Genomic DNA, 17,972 nt, shown 5'->3' on the forward strand with positions numbered 1-17,972 from the left:
GTGTCACTCCTGGTCCTTCAGCACATCGGGCAGGTAGGCGCGGTGGAAGCCGTTGTAGCCCTTGCTCTGACCCGGCTTGGCCTTGGCCAGGGGGAAAGCGCGGCTGCCTTGGCTGGCAGCACCGTCGATACGAATGGTGTTGCCGCTGATGAAGGCGGCGCCGGGGGAGAGCAGGAAGACGATGGCGGCCGCCACTTCCGACTCGCTGCCGATGCGCTTGAGCGGCACGTGTTCGCGCAGGGTCGGGATGATGGCCTTGAAAGCGCCTTCATAGGTGTCCATGCCGCTGGAGGCGATCCAGCCGGGCGCCACGGCGTTGACCCGAACCCCAGCATGACCCCACTCGACGGCAGCGGTCTTGGTGAAGTTCTCCATGCCGGCGCGGGCGGCGCCGGAGTGGCCCATGCCAGGCATGCCGCCCCACATGTCGGCGAGCATGTTGACGATGCTGCCGCCGGTCTTGCTCATCGCCTGGTTGAACACCTCGCGAGCCACCAGGAAGCCGCCTACCAGGTTGGTGCGCACCACGGTCTCGAAGCCCTTCTGGCTGATGGAGGCCAGCGGCGCGGGGTACTGGCCGCCGGCATTGTTGACCAGATGGTGGATGGTGCCGCGCTCAGCCAGCACGGTCGCGACCATGGCCTTCACCGCGTCTTCGTCGCGGATGTCGCAGGCCTGCCAACTGGCGACGCCGCCGTCTTCGATGATTTCGCCTGCAGTCTTTTCCAGCTTTTCCGGCTTGCGGCCGACCAGCACCACGTGCGCGCCCAGGGCTGCTAGTTCATGGGCGGTACAACGGCCGATGCCGCTGCCGCCACCGGTGACCATGATGGTCTGGCCGCTGAACAGGCCGGGCTTGAATACCGAGTCGTATGCCATGGATTGCGTCCTCAGAGGCTGTCGGCCAGCGCCTTGGGCACCGGCACCGGGAATTCCAGGAGTTGCTGGGCGAAGGCCTTGCCCTGTGGGTCGATGCGCAGGCTGGCGACGCCACCGCCGCCGAGGGCGTTCTCCAGCAGGAAGTTCAGGCTGTGACTGCCCGGCAGGTACCAGCGCGCCACGCGGCCGAGCTGCGGGTCGAGCACATGGTCCATCCAGTCGACCACGGCTTCCGGAGTCAGGGCTTCAGCGATCCAGGGCAGGTACTCGGGTTTGCGCGCCATTACGCCGATGTTGCTGTGGTTGCCCTTGTCGCCGGAGCGCGCAACCGCCAGCTTCACCAGGGGGACGCTGGCGCTGGCCTGACCCTCTGCGGCAGGGGGGGCCAGGTCGTCGGCCAGGTCGGCGACGTCGAAATCGTGCAGGTGCGGCAGGTCGCAGGGACTGCGCTGGCCATCCATTTCCACGTCGAGCTGACAGGCGGACTTGTCCACCAGGAAGGAAAACAGCCGAATCACCGGGTAGACGGTGGGTCGGCCGCCGACGATGCCGGTGAGGCCTGGAGCCATGCCGGTCGCGGCCTGGGCGATCTCGCGGGAGAACAGCACCAGGGCGTCCTTGCGGGTGTGGCTGACGGCGATCTTAATCACCACTTCGCGGCTGTCCTGGCGCTGGCCGTGAGGACCATAGGTCGCTTCGCTGCCGAGCAACTCGATGTTCACATCCCGGTAGGGCCCCCAACCGCGCTCGGCGAAGATCTCTTCGGTCTTGGCGATGATTGCCCGGCTGACCCGCTCGGCCTTCCTGACCGCATCGATGCCGGCCAGCAGGCAGCTGGCGGTGCAGCGGAAACCATCGGGATAGGTGGCGCTGACCTTGTATTGCGGCGTCGGAGCCATTCCTCGGGCACCCAGTACGCGGACGCGATTCGGTCCTGCCTGGTCGAGGGTTACGCGCGTGAAGTCGCAAACCACGTCGGGAAGCAGATAGGCCCGCGGGTCGCCAATCTCGTAGAGCATCTGCTCGCCGACGGAGAAAGGCGTGACCAGGCCGCCGGAACCTTCCGGCTTGGTCACGCAGAAACTGCCATCGGCCTCGACTTCGATGATGGGGAACCCGATGTGTTCGTAGTCCGGCACCGACTCCCAGTCGGTGAAATTTCCACCGGTGCACTGGGCTCCGCACTCGATCAGGTGGCCGGCGAGGGCGGCCTGGGCGAGCTTGTCGTGATCCTCCCAGGACCAGTTGAACTCATGCACCAGCGCGGCGCTGACCACTGCGCTGTCCACCACCCGGCCGGTGATGACGATGTCGGCGCCCTGTTCCAGCGCGGCGACTATCCCCGGGGCGCCGAGGTAGGCGTTGACCGAGACGCACATCGGCGGGAGCGGGGCTTCCGTGAACATCTCGCGGACGCCGGATTTGGCCAGTTCGCCCAGCCGGGGCTGCAGGTTGTCGCCATGCAGGACGGCGATCTTCAGCGTCACGCCGGCCTTTTCGCAGGCTGCGGCCAGGGCATTGGCGCAGGCGACCGGGTTCACGCCGCCGGCATTGCTGATCACGCGTACTTTTTTCTCGGCGATGGCCGGCAATAGGGGAGCCAGGACTTCGACGAAGTCGGTGGCGAAGCCGGCATTCGGGTCCTTCAGACGCGCCCCCGCCATGATCGACATGGTGATCTCGGCCAGGTAATCGAAGACCAGGTAATCCAGTGTGGCGCCATGCACCAACTGGGCAGCAGCGGTGGAGGTGTCGCCCCAGAATGCAGAGGCGCAGCCGATGCGTACGGTTCTTGTCATTGGAGTATTCCGCAGCACTGTTGGGTGATGGATCGAACACTACCAAGCAAGCGCTTGGTTGAAAAGTGCCTACCAAGTTCTTTTTCACCCGAGCGCTTGCTTGGGCGCATTAGCCGGCATAGATTTCGTTAATCAAGACAGAGACTTGCGAACCATTCTTAAGTTGGAATGGCTGAGCGCAGCGGGGAAACGAATGAGCCTTGACGACGAAAAAGCCCAGGCGGTGATGCAGGAACTGGTTGCCAGTGGCCAGATCACCGACCCTGAAAGTGCCCGCGGTAAGCTGCTGCAGACCGCCGCCCACCTGTTCCGCAGCAAGGGCTACGAACGCACCACGGTGCGCGACCTGGCGAGCGCGGTCGGCATCCAGTCCGGCAGCATCTTCCACCACTTCAAAAGCAAGGATGAGATCCTGCGTTCGGTGATGGAGGAGACCGTCCTCTACAACACGGCGCTGATGCGTGCCTCGCTGGCGGAGGCTGGCGATTTGCGCGAGCGGGTGCTGGCGCTGATCCGCTGCGAACTGCAATCCATCATGGGCGGCACCGGCGAAGCCATGGCAGTGCTGGTGTACGAGTGGCGTTCGCTGTCGGAGGAAGGGCAGCAGTACATCCTCCAGCTGCGCGAGGCCTATGAGCAACTCTGGCTGGGCGTCCTGGGTGAGGCGCGCGCCGAAGGGTATTTCACTGCCGACCCGTTCATCCTGCGGCGTTTCCTCACCGGTGCCTTGAGCTGGACCACCACCTGGTTCCGTCCGGAGGGTCCGATGACGCTTGACCAACTCGCCGAGCAGGCGCTGTCGCTGGTGATCAAGGACGCCTGACGGCAAATGTGACGTCCGTCACGTCCCGTTCTGGAGAGCGTGGGTAGTTGCAACGTTAATCACGTACTCTGCGGCGCAGTGCCGTAACTGCAGGGAGCAGCTGTAGAAATGGAAGTTTGCAGGGGGTTGTCCCTGAGGGCGTTGTGGGTTGCCGTAGTCCTGCTGATTTCAGCGCCTGTGGTGGCGTCGCAGACCGTGCAGGTCGCCGGCGCGCATTTCCCACCCTACGTGATCAAGCCGGAATCGGCCGAAGCCAGTGGGCTGCTGCTGGACATGCTCGCTGCACTCAATGAGTTGCAGTCGGACTATCGCTTCGTCGTGCGACCGACTGCCATTCCCCGGCGCTTCCGGGATTTCCAGGAAGGAAAGATCGATCTCGCGGTATTCGAAAATCCGGACTGGGGTTGGCAGGGGATTCCTGGCGCACGGATCGACCTGGGCCTGGAAGATGCCGAAATCTTCGTCGCCAAGGCTCAGCAGGGTCGTGACCAGCACTATTTCGCCAAGCTGACCGGCAAGCGCCTGGCACTCTACAACGGCTATCACTACGGCTTCGCCGGCTTCAATCCCGACCCTGAATTCCTCCAGCGCGAGTTCGACGCGAAGCTCACCTACTCCCACGACAGCAACCTGCGCATGCTGCTGCGGGATCGGGCCGATATCGCCCTGGTCACTCGCTCTTACTTCAACGTCTACCTGGAGCAGAACCCGAGCCTCGCAGGCAGTTTCCTGGCCAGCGAGCGGCTGGATCAGCGCTATCACCACTACGCTGTGTTGAGGCCGGGAGCGCCCATCAGCGCCGCGCAGTTTGCCGCCCTGCTGGACAAACTGCGCAGCGGCGGTCAGTTGCAGCGGATATTCGGGCGTTATGGCGTGGTGGTCAGGCCAGCCGCAACGGATAGCTCAGTAGCAACAGATGGCAGAGATTGACCCCCAGGTGCAGCGCAATGGCCAACGAGAGCCGGCCGCTGTAGTGGAACGCCAGGCCGTAACCCAAGCCGGCAACTGCCGCGACTAGCGCGAAGAGTGGGCTGAAGGGCAGGTGGACGGCCCCGAAGATCGCCGCTGTGAGCAGCACGCCCTTGCGCCCACCCAGCCAGGAAACCAGCATGGGCTGGAGCAGGCCGCGAAACACCAGTTCTTCCGCAAGCACCGTGGCCAGCAGGTTCACCGCCAGCCACTCCCAGATCATTGGCGGCCATTTCGGCTGCCAACCTACCAGGCCAATCGCGACGGCCAACGTTGGCACCAGCAACAGCGTTATCAGCACAGCGAGCGCTACCCGCTGCGGGGCCGGCGCGGGTAGTGCCGGACGGCCCAGCCAGCAGGCAAGCAGCGTCATGCCCACCAGCAACTTGTCCCAGGACAGGCGCAAGGAATAGGGCGGAGCATCGGGACTCAATTGCTGTGGGTCAGCCAGGACCAGCGGGCTGAAGCCCGGCACCAGATGGGCAGCCAACGCGATGGAGGAAAGCAGGGTTACCGTCAGCCAGAGGCGGGCCGGCAAGTGGTGTTCGGCGAGAACCCAGCCGGAGAAGGCGACCCCGGCCAGCAGCGCCCCCACCTCCACGCCACCCAGGCCCTGCCCGAGGGCGAGGACGACGAGCGGAAACAGCAGTTGCAAATGAAGCGGCATGCCGCTTCCCTGTGGCGATGCCGCAGTCTGTTCGTCAGAAGAGGGCACGGGCTCAGCGGTCCTTGGCTTCCTTGGCATCCATTTCGGCATTGCGCTCGCGGATGCGCTTGAGTTGCTCTTCGGTCAGCGGCAGTTTCTTTGCCGTATCGCGCAACACCATCAGGCTACCGACTATGGAGCCGATGGCCAGGACCAGTATCAGCCAGGCATACCAGGGCATGATCATCTCCCGCGGAAAGGGGTGGTTACTCTATTCGATTGTGCGCGCCTTTCCACGTTCCCGAGAATCATTCATTTCGATAGGCGGCTGCGCACGAGCCGCCCTCACGTCAGCGGGAGCTGCAGCCTCCGGCCTGTTCTGCTGGTACTTCCAGTAGACGGGCGCGCAGCGTGTCGTAGTTCCAATTGAACAGCAGGGTGTAGGGCAGGAAGAACAGCAGCAGCCCGATATCCAGCACGAAGGCCTCCAGCAGTCCGATCGACAGCCACCACGCCGCCAGCGGCACCAGCACCAGGATCAGGCCCAGCTCGAACAGCACGGCGTGGATCATGCGCACCGACAGGGTGCGCTGAAATCCGATGCGCTCCTGGGCACGGTCGAACAGGCTGTTGAAGAGCATGTTCCAGAGCATCGCCACGGTGGAGAACATCAGGGTCAGCGCACCCATATGCGCCAGTGACTTGCCCAGTACCAGCGACAGTACGGGCGCGGTCAGCAGCACGGCCAGGCCCTCGAAGGCCAGGGCATGGAAAACCCGCTCCTTGATGGATTTGTTCAGGGCGGCGGTGGTGGTGGTCCGGGTCATGGTGCTCTCCTGGCTCCCAGTGAAAACATGCCCTGTATTCTCATCGGTTGATGGGATAGGGTTAAGTGAGATGCCATCGGGAAAACCGATATGAACTACTCCCCTGAATCCCTTGAAGCCTTTGCCCAGGCGGTCGCCCTTGGCTCCTTCAGTGGCGCCGCGCGCAAGCTGGGCAAGAGCCAGTCCACCGTCAGCGAAGCCATCGCCCGGTTGGAGATCGACCTTGGGCTGGAACTCTTCGATCGCAGCAGCCGCCAGCCGCAACTGACCGACGCCGGCCGGGCCCTGCTGGGGCGGGTCGATGAGATCCTCGCCGCATCCGACCGCTTGCAGCATGCTGCGGCGCAATTGGCTGGCGGGCTGGAGCCACGTGTCAGCCTGGCGCTGTCGGACGCCTACCAGTCGGCGCAGTACGAAGAGCGCCTGACGGAACTGGATCAGCGCTATCCCGACCTCGAATTCGAATGCCTGATCGCCGAGCATCACGACGTGATCGAACTGGTCGTGCAAGGGCGCGCCACCCTGGGCCTGCTGGCGGCACAGGGCAGCTACCCGCCGGAGGTGGGCTCGGCGACCGTGGCCGAGCGGGCGGACTTCGGTTTGTTCGCGGCCCGGGAGCACCCCCTCGCGCAACTGGCGGATGTACGCGAGAGCGACCTCGCCGGCTGGCGGCTGCTGCGCCTGAATACCGTGGGCGACGCCATGGCGCTGGATGACAAGCTTCCGTTCAGCGGCGGCCGCTGCTGGTCGGCGCCGAGCTACCTGATGTTGCTGGATATGGCCAGCAACGGTTTCGGCTGGGCCGAACTGCCGCGCTGGCTGGTCAGCGGCTACGCCAATGGGCGTCTGAAGGAGTTGCAGGTGCCCGGCTGGCCGCGCAGTCAGGCCGTGGATGTGGTCTGGTCCCGCCAGCGTCCGTTGGGGCCTGCGGCGAGCTGGTTGTTGGAGCGCCTGCTGGACCGTCCGGCAGCGCGCTGAGAGCGTTCTGGTAGCCTTGGTCCCGGTTGTTCAAGGAGGAAGGACATGCAGATTCCCGTCACCATCCAGGCCGGCCTCTGGGGCTGGCTGGCCGCCAGCAGCCTGCTGATCGGCGCCGCCATCGGCTTCCTGGTGAAGCTGCCGCAGAAGGTGGTGGCCTCGATCATGGCCTATGGCAGCGGCGTGCTCGTCGCCGCCCTCTGCTTCGGCCAGATTCCCGAAGCCGAACGCATCGGCGGTCTCTGGCCAACCATGGCGGGGCTGCTGGCCGGTGGCGCCGTGTTCGTCCTGGCCAGCCAGTACATCGACCGCCTGGAACGGCACCATCGCGGCAAGAGCAGCAATGGCGGCAGTGGCATGGTCGCCTTGCTGATCGCCGTCGGCGCCTTTCTTGATGGCATTCCCGAATCCCTCGGCCTGGGGTTGGGGCTGCTGGACGGTGGCGAGGTCAGCCTGCTGATGCTGGTGGCGATCTTCCTGGCCAACCTGCCCGAGGGCCTGGCCAGCGCCGCCGGGCTGCGCGAGGAAAAGCGCAGCGGCTGGGTGGTGTTCGCGCTCTGGGGTGTGATCGCGTTGCTGTCGGGACTGGCGGCCATGGCCGGTCCGGGGCTGTTCGCCGACCTTCAGCCCCATTGGCTGGCCTTCGCCCTGGGCTTCTCGGCGGGGGCGGTGCTGTGCATGCTGGTGGATACCCTGATTCCCGAAGCCTTCGAAAGCACCCATGCCTGGACCGGGCTGATCACGCTGACGGGGTTTATGACTGCCTTCGCCCTCGATCATCTGGTCTGAGAGCAGCGGCGCGCGCCGGCTTCCGCTACAATGCGCGCCGTTTCCGATTCGTATGAGATTTCCTCCATGTCCGCCTGTCAGACGCCGATCATTGTCGCCCTCGACTTTCCTACCCGCGAAGCCGCGCTTCGGCTGGCCGACCAGCTGGACCCCAAGCTGTGCCGGGTCAAGGTGGGCAAGGAGCTGTTCACCAGCTGCGCTGCGGAAATCGTCTCGACCCTGCGTGACCGGGGCTTCGAGGTTTTCCTCGACCTGAAATTCCATGACATCCCCAATACCACTGCGATGGCGGTGAAGGCTGCTGCCGAGATGGGTGTGTGGATGGTCAACGTGCACTGCTCCGGCGGTCTGCGCATGATGGCGGCCTGCCGCGAGACCCTGGACAAGTTCAACGGCCCCAAGCCGCTGCTGATCGGCGTGACCGTGCTGACCAGCATGGAGCGCGAAGACCTGGCCGGTATTGGTCTCGACATCGAGCCCAAGGAACAGGTGCTGCGCCTGGCAGGCCTGGCCGACAAAGCCGGCATGGATGGCTTGGTGTGCTCGGCCCAGGAAGCCACCGACCTCAAGTCCGCTTATCCGCGCCTGCAACTGGTGACGCCCGGCATCCGCCCGGCCGGGAGCGCCCAGGATGACCAGCGCCGCATCCTCACCCCGCGCCAGGCCCTGGATGCCGGTTCCGACTACCTGGTGATCGGCCGTCCGATCAGTCAGGCTGCCGACCCGGCCAAAGCGCTGGCGGCAGTCGTCGCCGAACTGGCCTGATGCCGAAGGTGCGCTGCGCAGGCAGCGCACCTTTCATTTAATTCAGCGCACTTTCAACACCAGCTTCCCAAAGTTCTCCCCGCTGAACAGCTTGCCCAGGGTCTCCGGGAAGCTTTCCAGCCCCGTCACCACATCTTCCTTGCTCTTCAAGTCGCCACTGGCCAGCCAGCCGGCGATGTCCTTGATCGCCTCGCCGAAGCGCGGCGCGTAATCGAACACCACCATGCCTTCCATGCGCGCACGGTTGACCAGCAGCGCCAGGTAGTTGGCCGGGCCTTTCACCGCTTCCTTGTTGTTGTACTGGCTGATGGCGCCGCAAATGACGATGCGCGCCTTGCGATTGATGCGGGTGAGCACGGCATCGAGGATGTCGCCGCCGACGTTGTCGAAGTACACATCAACACCATTGGGGCACTCACGCTTGAGCGCGGCGTGGAGGTTCTCGGCCTTGTAGTCGATGGCGCCGTCGAAGCCCAGTTCTTCCACCAGGTAGCGGCACTTGTCGGCACCGCCGGCGATGCCCACCACGCGGCAACCCTTGATCCGTGCGATCTGTCCGGCAACGCTGCCCACCGCACCGGCGGCCCCGGAGATGACCACGGTTTCCCCGGCTTTGGGCTGGCCGACGTCGAGCAGGGCGAAGTAGGCGGTCATGCCGGTCATGCCCAGGGCGGAAAGGTAGAGGGGCAGGGGAGCCTGGTTCGGGTCCACCTTGTGGAAGTCACGTGGTTCGCCCAGGAAGTAGTCCTGCACGCCCACCACGCCGCTGACGTGATCGCCCACCTTGAAGTCCGGATGTCCGGAGGCCACCACCTTGCCGATGCCCAAGGCGCGCATCACCTCGCCTATCGCCACGGGTGCGATGTAGGAGCGGGCGTCATTCATCCAGCCGCGCATGGCCGGGTCCAGGGATAGATAAAGGTTCTCCACCAGTACCTGGCCAGCAGCGGGTTCGCCAGCCGCGGTTTCCACATAGGAGAAGGTCTCGCGAGTGGCCGGACCGACCGGGCGTTGGGCGAGGAGGAACTGACGGTTGAGCGGGGACATGGCAGGAACTCCGGAAGAGGAAAGCCTTGGTGATAGTTCCTCGTCACAGCCAGGGCAAGTCCGTTGACCGGGCGGAATGTTCAGGCATCGATAATCGTGATCCTGCATGCCGTCGTTCATCATCGATCTGGATGGTGTGCTCACCAGAGCCCTGATGATGCTGACGCCCGGTACCCGTCACTGACTAGACTTCGCCGCAGTTTCCATTCCCGTCGAGGATTCACAGATGAGCATGAAGTTCTCCGGCCAGGTTGCCCTGGTGACCGGCGCCGCCAACGGTATCGGCCGCGCCACTGCCCTGGCATTTGCCGCCGAAGGTCTGAAAGTAGTGGTTTCCGACGTGGACGCTGCCGGTGGCGAAGGCACCGTGGAGCTGATTCGCGCCGCCGGTGGCGATGCACGCTTCATTCGCTGCGACGTGACCCGCGATGCGGAAGTCCAGGCACTGATGGAGGGTGTCGTGGCTGCCTACGGCCGCCTTGATTACGCCTTCAACAACGCCGGCATCGAGATCGAGAAGGGCAAGCTGGCCGAGGGCAGCGAGGTCGAGTTCGACGCCATCATGGGCGTCAACGTGAAGGGCGTGTGGCTCTGCATGAAGTACCAGATCCCGCTGTTGCTGGCCCAGGGCGGCGGTGCCATCGTCAACACCGCCTCGGTAGCGGGGCTGGGTGCCGCACCGAAGATGAGCATCTACGCCGCTTCCAAGCACGCGGTGATCGGCCTGACCAAGTCGGCTGCCGTCGAATACGCGAAGAAGAAGGTACGGGTGAATGCCGTATGCCCGGCGGTGATCGACACCGATATGTTCCGCCGCGCCTACGAAGCCGACCCGAAGAAGGCCGAGTTCGTCGCCACCATGCACCCGGTGGGACGCATCGGCAAAGTGGAGGAGATCGCTGCGGCGGTGCTCTACCTCTGCTGCGACGCGGCAGGCTTCACCACCGGCCATGCGCTGGCGGTGGATGGCGGGGCTACCGCGATCTGATTTGTGGATTGAATTGTGGGAGCGAATTCATTCGCGATTGAAATCGCTCCCACAAAAAGAGAAAGGCGCCTTGCGGCGCCTTTTTCATTTGTTCTTGCCACTGTCGACGTTGAGGATCAGCAAGGTCAGCACGCCGGCGATCAGGCCCCAGAAGGCCGAGCCGATCGACAGCAGCGTCATGCCCGAGGCGGTGACCATGAAGGTGATCAGCGCGGCCTCACGTTCCTTGGGCTCCTGCATCGCTGCGGTCAGGCCATTGCTGATGGAACCGAACAGCGCCAGGGCGGCGATGGACAGCACCAGCTCCTTGGGAAATGCGGCGAACAGAGCCGCCAGGGTTGCGCCGAAGGTCCCCGCAATGCCATAGAAAATCCCGCACCAGACCGCGGCCGTGTAGCGCTTATTGCGGTCTTCATGGGCGTGGGGACCTGTACAGATGGCCGCGCTGATGGCCGCCAGGTTGATGCCGTGGGAGCCGAACGGCGCCAGCAGCAGCGACGCGATGCCGGTGACCGAGATCAGGGGCGAAGCGGGTACCTGGTAACCGTCGGCGCGCAGCACGGCGATGCCGGGGATGTTCTGCGATGCCATGGCCACCACGAACAACGGGATACCGATGCTGATCACCGCCGTGACGGAGAAGTCCGGCGTCGTCCAAACCGGTTCGGCCAGGGCGAATTCGAAGCCGCTGAAATCCAGCAGGCCGAGAGCTGCCGCCATCACGCAGCCCACCAGCAGCGCTACCAGTACGGCGTAGCGCGGTTGCAGGCGCTTGAACACCAAGTAGCTGAAGAACATTGCCAGCACCAGGGCCGTGCGGTGCTGGGCGGCGATGAAGATCTCGCTGCCGATCTTGAACAGGATGCCCGCCAATAACGCGGCTGCCAGTGACCCCGGCAGGCGACGCATCAACCGCTCGAAACCACCGGTCAGGCCCACCAGGGCGAGCAGGGCGGCGCAGACGATGAAGGCGCCGATCGCCTCGCCATAGCTCACACCCGGTAGGCTGGTGATCAGCAGGGCAGCGCCGGGCGTGGACCAGGCTACGACGATGGGTGTGCGGTAGCGCAGCGAGAGTCCGATGGTGGTCAGCGCCATGCCGATGGACAGCGCCCAGATCCAGGAGGAAATCTGCGCGCTGCTGAGCCCGGCAGCCTGTCCCGCCTGGAACATCAGCACCAGGGAACTGGTGTAACCGGTGAGCATGGCGATGAAACCCGCCACAATGGCCGACGGCGAGGAGTCGGCCAGAGGGCGAAGGCGCGTGGGATTGGCCGGGGTTTCTGAAGTTGAGGTCATCAGATCTTTCCGTGGACGTCGACCAGGATGGGGTAGAGCGAGGCCACCAGCAGCAGGGCCATGCCGATGTTGAACAGGCGCAGTATGCGCGGTTCGGACAACCAGCGGCGCAGCAGGCTGCCGGCGATCGTCCAGAGTCCGACGCTGGGGCAGTTGACCAGGGCGAACAGGGCGGCAATCAGGACCACATTGACCACGAAGTTGTCCTGCGGCGTGTAGGTGGTGATGGCGCCGATGGCCATGACCCAGGCCTTGGGGTTGACCCACTGGAACGCCGCGGCCTGGAGGAAGGTAAAGGGCTTCGGCCGCTTCTCGGAGTTGCTGGCATCCGGTGCACCGGAACCGGCGATCTTCCAGGCCAGGTAGAGCAGGTAGGCGGCGCCGATGTAGCGCAGCGCGGTGTAGAGCATGGGGACCTGCTGGAATACCTGGGACAGTCCCAGGCCGACGCACATCACCAGCACCATGAAGCCGAGGCTGATGCCGAGCATGTGCGGCAGGCTGCGGCGTACCCCGAAGTTCACCCCGGAAGCGAGCAGCATCATGTTGTTGGGGCCAGGCGTCACGGAGGTGACGAAGGCGAAGAGGATAAAGGCGAAGATCAGTTCCAGGCTCATGGCGGTCACCTTGTCGTTGTATCGACAGACCAGGGTCTGTACGAAAACCGCCGAGCGAAGGTCAGGCGAGGCAAAAATCGGTGAGGAAGCGGAGTTAACAGACGTTAATGAGCATTCCGAATCGATTTTTAACGAAGCATCACCGATGCGCAGGCGTTTTTCGTGCAGAGCCTAAGGCCAGGTGGCTGGTAACGTCCCCATACAGCAACGCACGGGTTGAGCAATACAGTCGGTTGGCACCTGGGGTATCTGCGGCTACTGTGATGCTTTCGCCGCCTGGAGTGATGCACATGGACGAGAACCCCTACGCCGCCCCTCGGGTGGATCTGGTGGAGGACGCGGGGCCCCGCCAGATGAACGGCTGGACGCCGGGGCATTTGAGATTGCTGGGCTGGCTGAGCCTGGCCTGTGCACTGGGTACCCTGATCCTCACAGGTGTTGCCGTGGCCGCCGGCGCCACCGAAGACGCGCTGATGACTCGCCTGTCCGACTGGATCGGCGCGGCGCTGACACTGCTGGGCTGCTACCTGCTGATCCGCCTGAAGCTATTCGCCGAGGCACGCTTTTCTGCCGAGGGGCTGGCGCCGCCGGTCTGGGCGGTGATCGTCGGGAGCCTGGCAATCGAATTGCTGGATGTCCTGATGGGGGATGCCAGCACCGAACCGGGCTGGCCCATGCTGTTCTACTTCGGTGCAATTGCCGTTCTCGGCGCCTTGACCGCCTGGCTCGGGGTGCGCCTGCTCAAGGTGCAGAACGCCTATCCGGCTTTCAGGGTGATGGGCTGGCTGGACCTGGTGGGCGGCATCATGATGGCCACCATCGTATTGATGCTGTTGGGATTGCTGCCGCTGATCGCTGGCAACCTGGCGATGATGCTGGTGTTTTTCCGCGGCGCGCGCGAACTGGAGCCGTCCAGCTAGCCCTCGGCGGCTTCTGTCTGCCGCGCGGTGCAGAGCGCCTGGTTGACCTCCAGCCAGCCGCGTACCGCTTCTTCCCCAGCTTCGCCAAAGGCACGTTGCAGCAGTCGCGCCTGTTCCCGGCGCAGGGCCTGTTCCAGTCTGGCGCCTTCGGCGGTGAACCCCAGCAGGCGCTTACGCTTGTCGTCGTCGGCAGCGACGCTTTCCACCAGTTTCAACTCGATCAGCTGTCGCAGCGGCGTGTTCAGTGCCTGCTTGGTCACGCCCAGGTAGCCCAGCAATTCCTTGACGCTCAGCCCCGGGTACTTGGCGATGAAGAACAGGATGCGGTGGTGCACCCGCGACAGGCCTCGGCGTGCGAGGATTTCGTCCGGCTTGCTGGTGAAGGCCTGGTAGCCGAAGAAGAAGGCTTCCATGGCGGCTTGCTGAATGCTGGGATTTTTCAGGTCAAGCATATTGACGTATCTGACGTGGTCGTCGTAGTTTCGGTCAAGCAGTTTGACTTAATTTCCTCGCTTCCGCACCCGGTGACAATCCATGGCCTTCTCCGAACGCATCGCCCGCCTGAAAAGCTCCCTGATCCGCGAAATCCTTGCCGCCGCCCAGCGTCCGGAAGTGATGTCCTTCGCCGGAGGCCTGCCGGCCGAGCCGATGCTGCCGAAAGTGGATTGGGACGAGATGCCGGCCAGCATGGGCCAGTACGGCATGAGCGAGGGCGAACCGGCACTGCGCGAGGCCATCGCCGCCGAAGCACGTGCCCTGGGCGTGCACTGCGAGGCGAGCCAGGTATTGATCGTCAGCGGCTCGCAGCAGACCCTGGACCTGGCATCCAAGCTGTTCATCGATCCGGGCACCGAAGTGCTGCTGGAAGCTCCGACCTACCTGGCGGCCCTCCAGGCCTTCCAGCTGTTCGGCGCCGATTGCATCGCCGTTCCCCAGGAAGCCGATGGCCCCGAAATCGCGGCCCTGCGCCAGCGTCTGGAGCAGCACAAGCCTTCCTTCGCCTATCTGATTCCGACCTTCCAGAATCCGTCCGGTACCCGCTACAGCGAGGCCAAGCGTGATGCGGTCGCTGCACTGCTGGACGAATTCGGCGTAACCCTGATCGAAGACGAGCCCTACCGTGAGCTGGTGTTCGACGAAGGCAGCGCCACGCCCATCGTCAGCCGCCTGAAGAAGGCCAGCTGGATCTACACCGGTACCGTTTCCAAGACTTTGCTGCCGGGTCTGCGCGTGGGCTTCCTGATTGCCACCCCGGATCTCTTCCCGCACCTGCTGCGCCTGAAGCAGTCCGCCGACCTGCACACCAACCGCATCGGCCAGTGGCAGGCGCTGCAGTGGTTCGGCACCGAACAGTACCGCCAGCACCTGGCCGAGCTGCGTGATTTCTACCGTGTGCGCCGCGATTCCATGCAAGCCGCACTGGAGGAACATTTCGGCGAGCTGGCCACCTGGGAAGTTCCCCAGGGCGGGCTGTTCTTCTGGCTGACCCTGAAACAGCCGCTGGACACTCGCACGCTGCTCAAGCCGGCGCTGGAGCAGAATGTTGCCTTCATGCCGGGCGAGCCGTTCTTCATCGACCCGGACAAGCACCCGGGTCACCTACGCCTGAACTTCAGCCATGTGGCGCCTGAGCGCCTGGGCGAAGGTCTGAAACGACTCGCAGGCGTCATCCGCCAGGCCCAGGCTGCGGAAGCTGCCTGACCACAGAGGAGTAGAGCGATGTACAAGGTTTACGGCGACTACAAATCCGGCAACTGCTACAAGGTCAAGCTGATCCTCAATCTGCTCGGCCTGCCGTACCAGTGGGTGCCGGTGGACATCCTCAAGGGCGAGACCGAGAGCCCTGAATTTCTCGAGAAGAACCCCAATGGCAAGATCCCGGTCCTGGAGCTGGAAGACGGCACCACGCTCTGGGAATCCAACGCCATCCTGAACTTCCTCGCTGAAGGCAGCGACCTGTTGCCCGCGGAGCCGCGCCTGCGCACCCAGGTGCTGCAATGGCAGTTCTTCGAGCAGTACAGCCACGAGCCCTATGTCGCGGTGGCGCGCTTCATCCAGCTCTACAAGGGCATGCCGGAAGATCGCCTGGAGGAGTACAAGGTCTGCCAGGTGCGCGGGAACAAGGCGCTGAAGGTGATGGAGAAGCAGCTGCAGCGCACGCCGTACCTGGTGGGAGATCGCTACTCCATCGCTGATATCGCCCTCTATGCCTACACCCATGTGGCCCATGAAGGCGGCTTCGACCTGTCCGGCTACCCGGCGATCCTCGCCTGGCTGGACCGCGTGGCCAGCCATCCCCGGCATGTGGGGATGTTCGACTGAGGTTTTCTGGTCCACGAAGAAGCCGGCGCAAGCCGGCTTCTTCGTTTTTGGCGGACAGCGGGCGCCTGGCGGATATCCGTTGCTCCGGATTGTTCGGTGATCCCTATCAGCGAACCCGCGCGGTGACTCGAAAGCCTGTTCACGTCTCCGCTGCAGGTTGTTCTCATCTTATTGATTGGAATCAAGATTTTTCCCACTGCCAGCCACTAGCCTACCGGCCGTTTCGATTTTTCAGACAACGCCGGGCGGCACGGTGAGGAGAGCAAGTGGTGTATCTCGAGTGGGAAAGTGATCTGGACACCGGCATCGAAGTCATCGATGGCCAGCACAAGCGCATCGTCGAGATGATCAATGGATTGCATGCCGCCCAATTGCAGATGGACAAGGCAGCTGTGGCACGGGTGATCGAGGAAGTGGTCGACTACACGCTGTCGCACTTCGCCTTCGAAGAAACCCTGCTGGAAGATGCCGGCTACCAGTTCAGCCGGGCGCACAAGAAGGTCCACGAACTGTTCATCCGGCGGGTCAACGTGTTCCGCACGCGTCATCAGGCCGGTGATGACGTGGCCGACGAGCTCAAGGATCTGCTTGGTCGCTGGCTGTTCAATCACATCCGCAATGACGACGCCAACTACGTCGAAGCGGTCAAGGCCAACATGCAGCAGTTGACGCGGGACGACAGCAACGGCGGCTGGCTTTCGCGCTCGATGAGGCGATTCTTCGGTTGAGGGCAGGCCGCAGCCTGCTTTCCGCATTCATGGCGGACCTTCCGGCCTTGTACTAAGTTGGACGCTCCAGCCTGCCAACAGGCGTTTCCGGGAGTGTCGACCATGAAATACCGAGGCAGTTGTCACTGCGGGAAGATCGCCTTTGAAGTGGAAGGCAACCTGGAGCAGGTCATGGAGTGCAACTGCTCCTTGTGCAGCCGGCGCGGCTACCTGCTCTGGTTCGTCCCTCGCGAACAGTTCAGCTTGTCCACGCCCGAGTCCGATCTTTCCACCTACCGCTTCAACCGCATGCACATCGCCCACCATTTCTGCGCCAACTGCGGATGCGCCCCCTTCGGTGAAGCGACCGATCCCAAGGGCAAGGCCATGGCGGCAGTGAATGTCCGCTGTCTGGAGGATGTTCCCGTGGACGGGCTCAAGGTGGTGAAGGTGGACGGCAAGAGCTTCTAGTCAGAAGCTCAGGCAGCTAACCAGGCCGCTGTCGAAAAGCTTTCCCAGCGCTTCTTCGGCCTTTGCCTCATCTTCAGCGGCCAGAACCCACTCGCCGGTATCTCGCGCTTCCAATTGGCCGCCCAAGGCGAGGCTGTGCAAGTAAGGCAGCAGGTGCCGGGTGTTCTGGCGCGAAGCGCGGATCAGTATCGGGCGGGGAGTTGCGGTCGACATGGTCCATCTCCTTCCATTCGGCATGTGATGGGGCGGTCTCTGGAATGCCAGATTGCGCGACATCCCGGAGAATCCCGATATCCAATTGCCTGGAAAAATCCCTGACCAATAGTCCCGGCACTTTGGCGCGGCAACAAAAAAGCCGGCTTGCGCCGGCTTTTTCGGGGACAGCGATAACTCAGTTGTTGATCAGGCTGAGGAATTCGCTGCGGGTGGCGGCGTTCTCGCGGAACTCGCCGAGCATCACCGAGGTGACCATGGAGGAGTTCTGCTTCTCAACACCGCGCATCATCATGCACATGTGCTGGGCTTCGATGACCACGGCCACGCCGAGGGCACCGGTGACCTGTTGCACGGCTTCGGCGATCTGGCGGCTGAGGTTTTCCTGAATCTGCAGCCGGCGGGCGAACATGTCGACGATGCGCGCGACCTTGGACAGCCCCAGCACCTTGCCGTTGGGGATATAGGCCACGTGGGCCTTGCCGATGAACGGCAGCAGATGGTGTTCGCAGAGCGAGTACAGCTCGATGTTCTTCACCAGCACCATTTCGCTGTTGTCGGAGCTGAACAGGGCGCCGTTGGTGACTTCCTCCAGCGTCTGCTGGTAGCCGCGGCAGAGGTACTGCATTGCCTTGGCGGCGCGCTTCGGGGTATCGAGCAGGCCTTCGCGGGAGACATCCTCGCCGAGCTGGCCGAGGATCGCGGTGTAATGCTGTTCCAGGGACATGGAAATTCCTGTGGGGATTTACGCAAAGGCGCAGGGTAGGGCGCGAAGGGGCGGCTGGCAAGGGCACCATGCGCCAGTGCGAGTCATTTTTCAGGCACGGGCAGACGGTTGGTCCAGTGCTCCGCCCACTCCGCGAGGGGCAGGCAGCGTTGTAACAGTTCTTCGCCATCCACCCTCAGGCAGTAA

At 63.6% G+C, this 17,972-nt stretch carries 22 protein-coding genes; 11 read left to right on the forward strand and 11 right to left on the reverse strand.

What is annotated here, in order from left to right; translation table 11 throughout:
* Window positions 1-3 precede the first annotated feature (3 nt).
* Together E8E95_RS16585 and E8E95_RS16590 are read right to left on the reverse strand one after the other, a co-directional pair.
* Complete coding sequence (locus tag E8E95_RS16585) at window positions 4-879, reverse strand: SDR family oxidoreductase (protein ID WP_280351940.1); 876 nt, start codon at window positions 877-879, stop codon at window positions 4-6.
* Window positions 880-890: 11 nt separating this feature from the next.
* Window positions 891-2,678, reverse strand: coding sequence for a DUF1446 domain-containing protein (locus tag E8E95_RS16590; protein ID WP_280351942.1), 1,788 nt, complete (start codon window positions 2,676-2,678; stop codon window positions 891-893).
* Window positions 2,679-2,871: 193 nt separating this feature from the next.
* Between E8E95_RS16590 and E8E95_RS16595 the strand changes: the two genes are divergently transcribed.
* Both E8E95_RS16595 and E8E95_RS16600 read left to right on the forward strand, forming a co-directional pair.
* The gene (locus E8E95_RS16595) at window positions 2,872-3,501 is read left to right on the forward strand and encodes a TetR/AcrR family transcriptional regulator (protein WP_199824569.1); all 630 of its coding nucleotides are present in this window, start codon (window positions 2,872-2,874) and stop codon (window positions 3,499-3,501) included.
* Between the two features lie 108 nt (window positions 3,502-3,609).
* The gene (locus E8E95_RS16600; RefSeq protein ID WP_280351945.1) at window positions 3,610-4,431 is read left to right on the forward strand and encodes a transporter substrate-binding domain-containing protein; all 822 of its coding nucleotides are present in this window, start codon (window positions 3,610-3,612) and stop codon (window positions 4,429-4,431) included.
* Here E8E95_RS16600 and E8E95_RS16605 read toward each other — a convergent pair.
* The 3 genes from E8E95_RS16605 to E8E95_RS16615 form a co-directional block, all read right to left on the reverse strand.
* Window positions 4,382-5,137: a CPBP family intramembrane metalloprotease gene (locus E8E95_RS16605; RefSeq protein ID WP_280351947.1), complete on the reverse strand. Its 756-nt coding sequence runs from the start codon at window positions 5,135-5,137 to the stop codon at window positions 4,382-4,384. The two genes, E8E95_RS16600 and E8E95_RS16605, sit on opposite strands and share 50 nt — an antisense overlap.
* A gap of 52 nt (window positions 5,138-5,189) precedes the next feature.
* Window positions 5,190-5,357, reverse strand: coding sequence for a DUF2897 family protein (locus E8E95_RS16610; RefSeq protein WP_077526131.1), 168 nt, complete (start codon window positions 5,355-5,357; stop codon window positions 5,190-5,192).
* A 109-nt stretch (window positions 5,358-5,466) separates the two neighbouring features.
* Complete coding sequence (locus E8E95_RS16615; RefSeq protein ID WP_280351950.1) at window positions 5,467-5,943, reverse strand: multidrug/biocide efflux PACE transporter; 477 nt, start codon at window positions 5,941-5,943, stop codon at window positions 5,467-5,469.
* Window positions 5,944-6,033: 90 nt separating this feature from the next.
* Here E8E95_RS16615 and E8E95_RS16620 point away from each other — a divergent pair, with 90 nt between their 5' ends.
* The 3 genes from E8E95_RS16620 (at window position 6,034) to pyrF (ending at window position 8,475) form a co-directional block, all read left to right on the forward strand.
* Window positions 6,034-6,921 (forward strand): LysR family transcriptional regulator, encoded by an 888-nt coding sequence (locus E8E95_RS16620; protein WP_280351952.1) that lies wholly within the window; start codon window positions 6,034-6,036, stop codon window positions 6,919-6,921.
* A gap of 45 nt (window positions 6,922-6,966) precedes the next feature.
* The gene (locus E8E95_RS16625) at window positions 6,967-7,710 is read left to right on the forward strand and encodes a hypothetical protein (RefSeq protein WP_280351954.1); all 744 of its coding nucleotides are present in this window, start codon (window positions 6,967-6,969) and stop codon (window positions 7,708-7,710) included.
* Between the two features lie 66 nt (window positions 7,711-7,776).
* Window positions 7,777-8,475: an orotidine-5'-phosphate decarboxylase gene (pyrF, locus tag E8E95_RS16630; protein WP_179062067.1), complete on the forward strand. Its 699-nt coding sequence runs from the start codon at window positions 7,777-7,779 to the stop codon at window positions 8,473-8,475.
* A 42-nt stretch (window positions 8,476-8,517) separates the two neighbouring features.
* On the opposite strand, the gene E8E95_RS16635 is transcribed toward pyrF, so the two are convergent.
* On the reverse strand, window positions 8,518-9,522 hold the full coding sequence (locus E8E95_RS16635) for an NADP-dependent oxidoreductase (protein ID WP_280351957.1): 1,005 nt from the start codon (window positions 9,520-9,522) through the stop codon (window positions 8,518-8,520).
* Between the two features lie 226 nt (window positions 9,523-9,748).
* Here E8E95_RS16635 and E8E95_RS16640 point away from each other — a divergent pair, with 226 nt between their 5' ends.
* On the forward strand, window positions 9,749-10,510 hold the full coding sequence (locus tag E8E95_RS16640; protein ID WP_280351959.1) for an SDR family oxidoreductase: 762 nt from the start codon (window positions 9,749-9,751) through the stop codon (window positions 10,508-10,510).
* An 84-nt stretch (window positions 10,511-10,594) separates the two neighbouring features.
* Here the strand turns inward: E8E95_RS16640 and E8E95_RS16645 are convergent, their stop codons facing one another.
* Together E8E95_RS16645 and E8E95_RS16650 are read right to left on the reverse strand one after the other, a co-directional pair.
* Window positions 10,595-11,809 carry a benzoate/H(+) symporter BenE family transporter gene (locus E8E95_RS16645; protein WP_280351961.1) on the reverse strand — a complete coding sequence of 405 codons (1,215 nt, stop codon included), beginning with the start codon at window positions 11,807-11,809 and terminating at the stop codon, window positions 10,595-10,597.
* Window positions 11,809-12,426, reverse strand: a complete 618-nt coding sequence (locus E8E95_RS16650) for a LysE family translocator (protein ID WP_280351963.1) — start codon at window positions 12,424-12,426, stop codon at window positions 11,809-11,811. Before E8E95_RS16650 ends, E8E95_RS16645 begins: the two co-directional genes overlap by 1 nt.
* A 290-nt stretch (window positions 12,427-12,716) precedes the next feature.
* On the opposite strand from E8E95_RS16650, the gene E8E95_RS16655 reads away from it, so the two are divergent.
* Complete coding sequence (locus E8E95_RS16655) at window positions 12,717-13,346, forward strand: hypothetical protein (protein ID WP_280351965.1); 630 nt, start codon at window positions 12,717-12,719, stop codon at window positions 13,344-13,346.
* Here E8E95_RS16655 and E8E95_RS16660 read toward each other — a convergent pair.
* Complete coding sequence (locus E8E95_RS16660; RefSeq protein ID WP_280351967.1) at window positions 13,343-13,798, reverse strand: helix-turn-helix domain-containing protein; 456 nt, start codon at window positions 13,796-13,798, stop codon at window positions 13,343-13,345. The genes E8E95_RS16655 and E8E95_RS16660 overlap by 4 nt on opposite strands.
* 82 nt (window positions 13,799-13,880) lie before the next feature.
* On the opposite strand from E8E95_RS16660, the gene E8E95_RS16665 reads away from it, so the two are divergent.
* From E8E95_RS16665 to E8E95_RS16680, 4 genes are all read left to right on the forward strand, one after another.
* Window positions 13,881-15,047 carry a PLP-dependent aminotransferase family protein gene (locus tag E8E95_RS16665; RefSeq protein ID WP_280351969.1) on the forward strand — a complete coding sequence of 389 codons (1,167 nt, stop codon included), beginning with the start codon at window positions 13,881-13,883 and terminating at the stop codon, window positions 15,045-15,047.
* Between the two features lie 18 nt (window positions 15,048-15,065).
* Window positions 15,066-15,668: a glutathione S-transferase family protein gene (locus E8E95_RS16670; protein WP_280351971.1), complete on the forward strand. Its 603-nt coding sequence runs from the start codon at window positions 15,066-15,068 to the stop codon at window positions 15,666-15,668.
* 266 nt (window positions 15,669-15,934) lie between these two features.
* Window positions 15,935-16,396, forward strand: coding sequence for a bacteriohemerythrin (locus E8E95_RS16675; protein WP_179062076.1), 462 nt, complete (start codon window positions 15,935-15,937; stop codon window positions 16,394-16,396).
* A 102-nt stretch (window positions 16,397-16,498) separates the two neighbouring features.
* Window positions 16,499-16,846: a GFA family protein gene (locus tag E8E95_RS16680; RefSeq protein WP_280351974.1), complete on the forward strand. Its 348-nt coding sequence runs from the start codon at window positions 16,499-16,501 to the stop codon at window positions 16,844-16,846.
* Here E8E95_RS16680 and E8E95_RS16685 read toward each other — a convergent pair whose 3' ends face one another.
* The gene (locus E8E95_RS16685; protein WP_280351976.1) at window positions 16,847-17,059 is read right to left on the reverse strand and encodes a hypothetical protein; all 213 of its coding nucleotides are present in this window, start codon (window positions 17,057-17,059) and stop codon (window positions 16,847-16,849) included.
* Between the two features lie 178 nt (window positions 17,060-17,237).
* Complete coding sequence (gene folE, locus E8E95_RS16690; protein ID WP_004422399.1) at window positions 17,238-17,786, reverse strand: GTP cyclohydrolase I FolE; 549 nt, start codon at window positions 17,784-17,786, stop codon at window positions 17,238-17,240.
* Window positions 17,787-17,972: the final 186 nt, after the last annotated feature.

The sequence above is a fragment of the Pseudomonas sp. BN414 genome, from assembly GCF_029871275.1.
In the GTDB taxonomy this organism is placed as follows: Bacteria; Pseudomonadota; Gammaproteobacteria; order Pseudomonadales; family Pseudomonadaceae; genus Metapseudomonas; species Metapseudomonas resinovorans_C.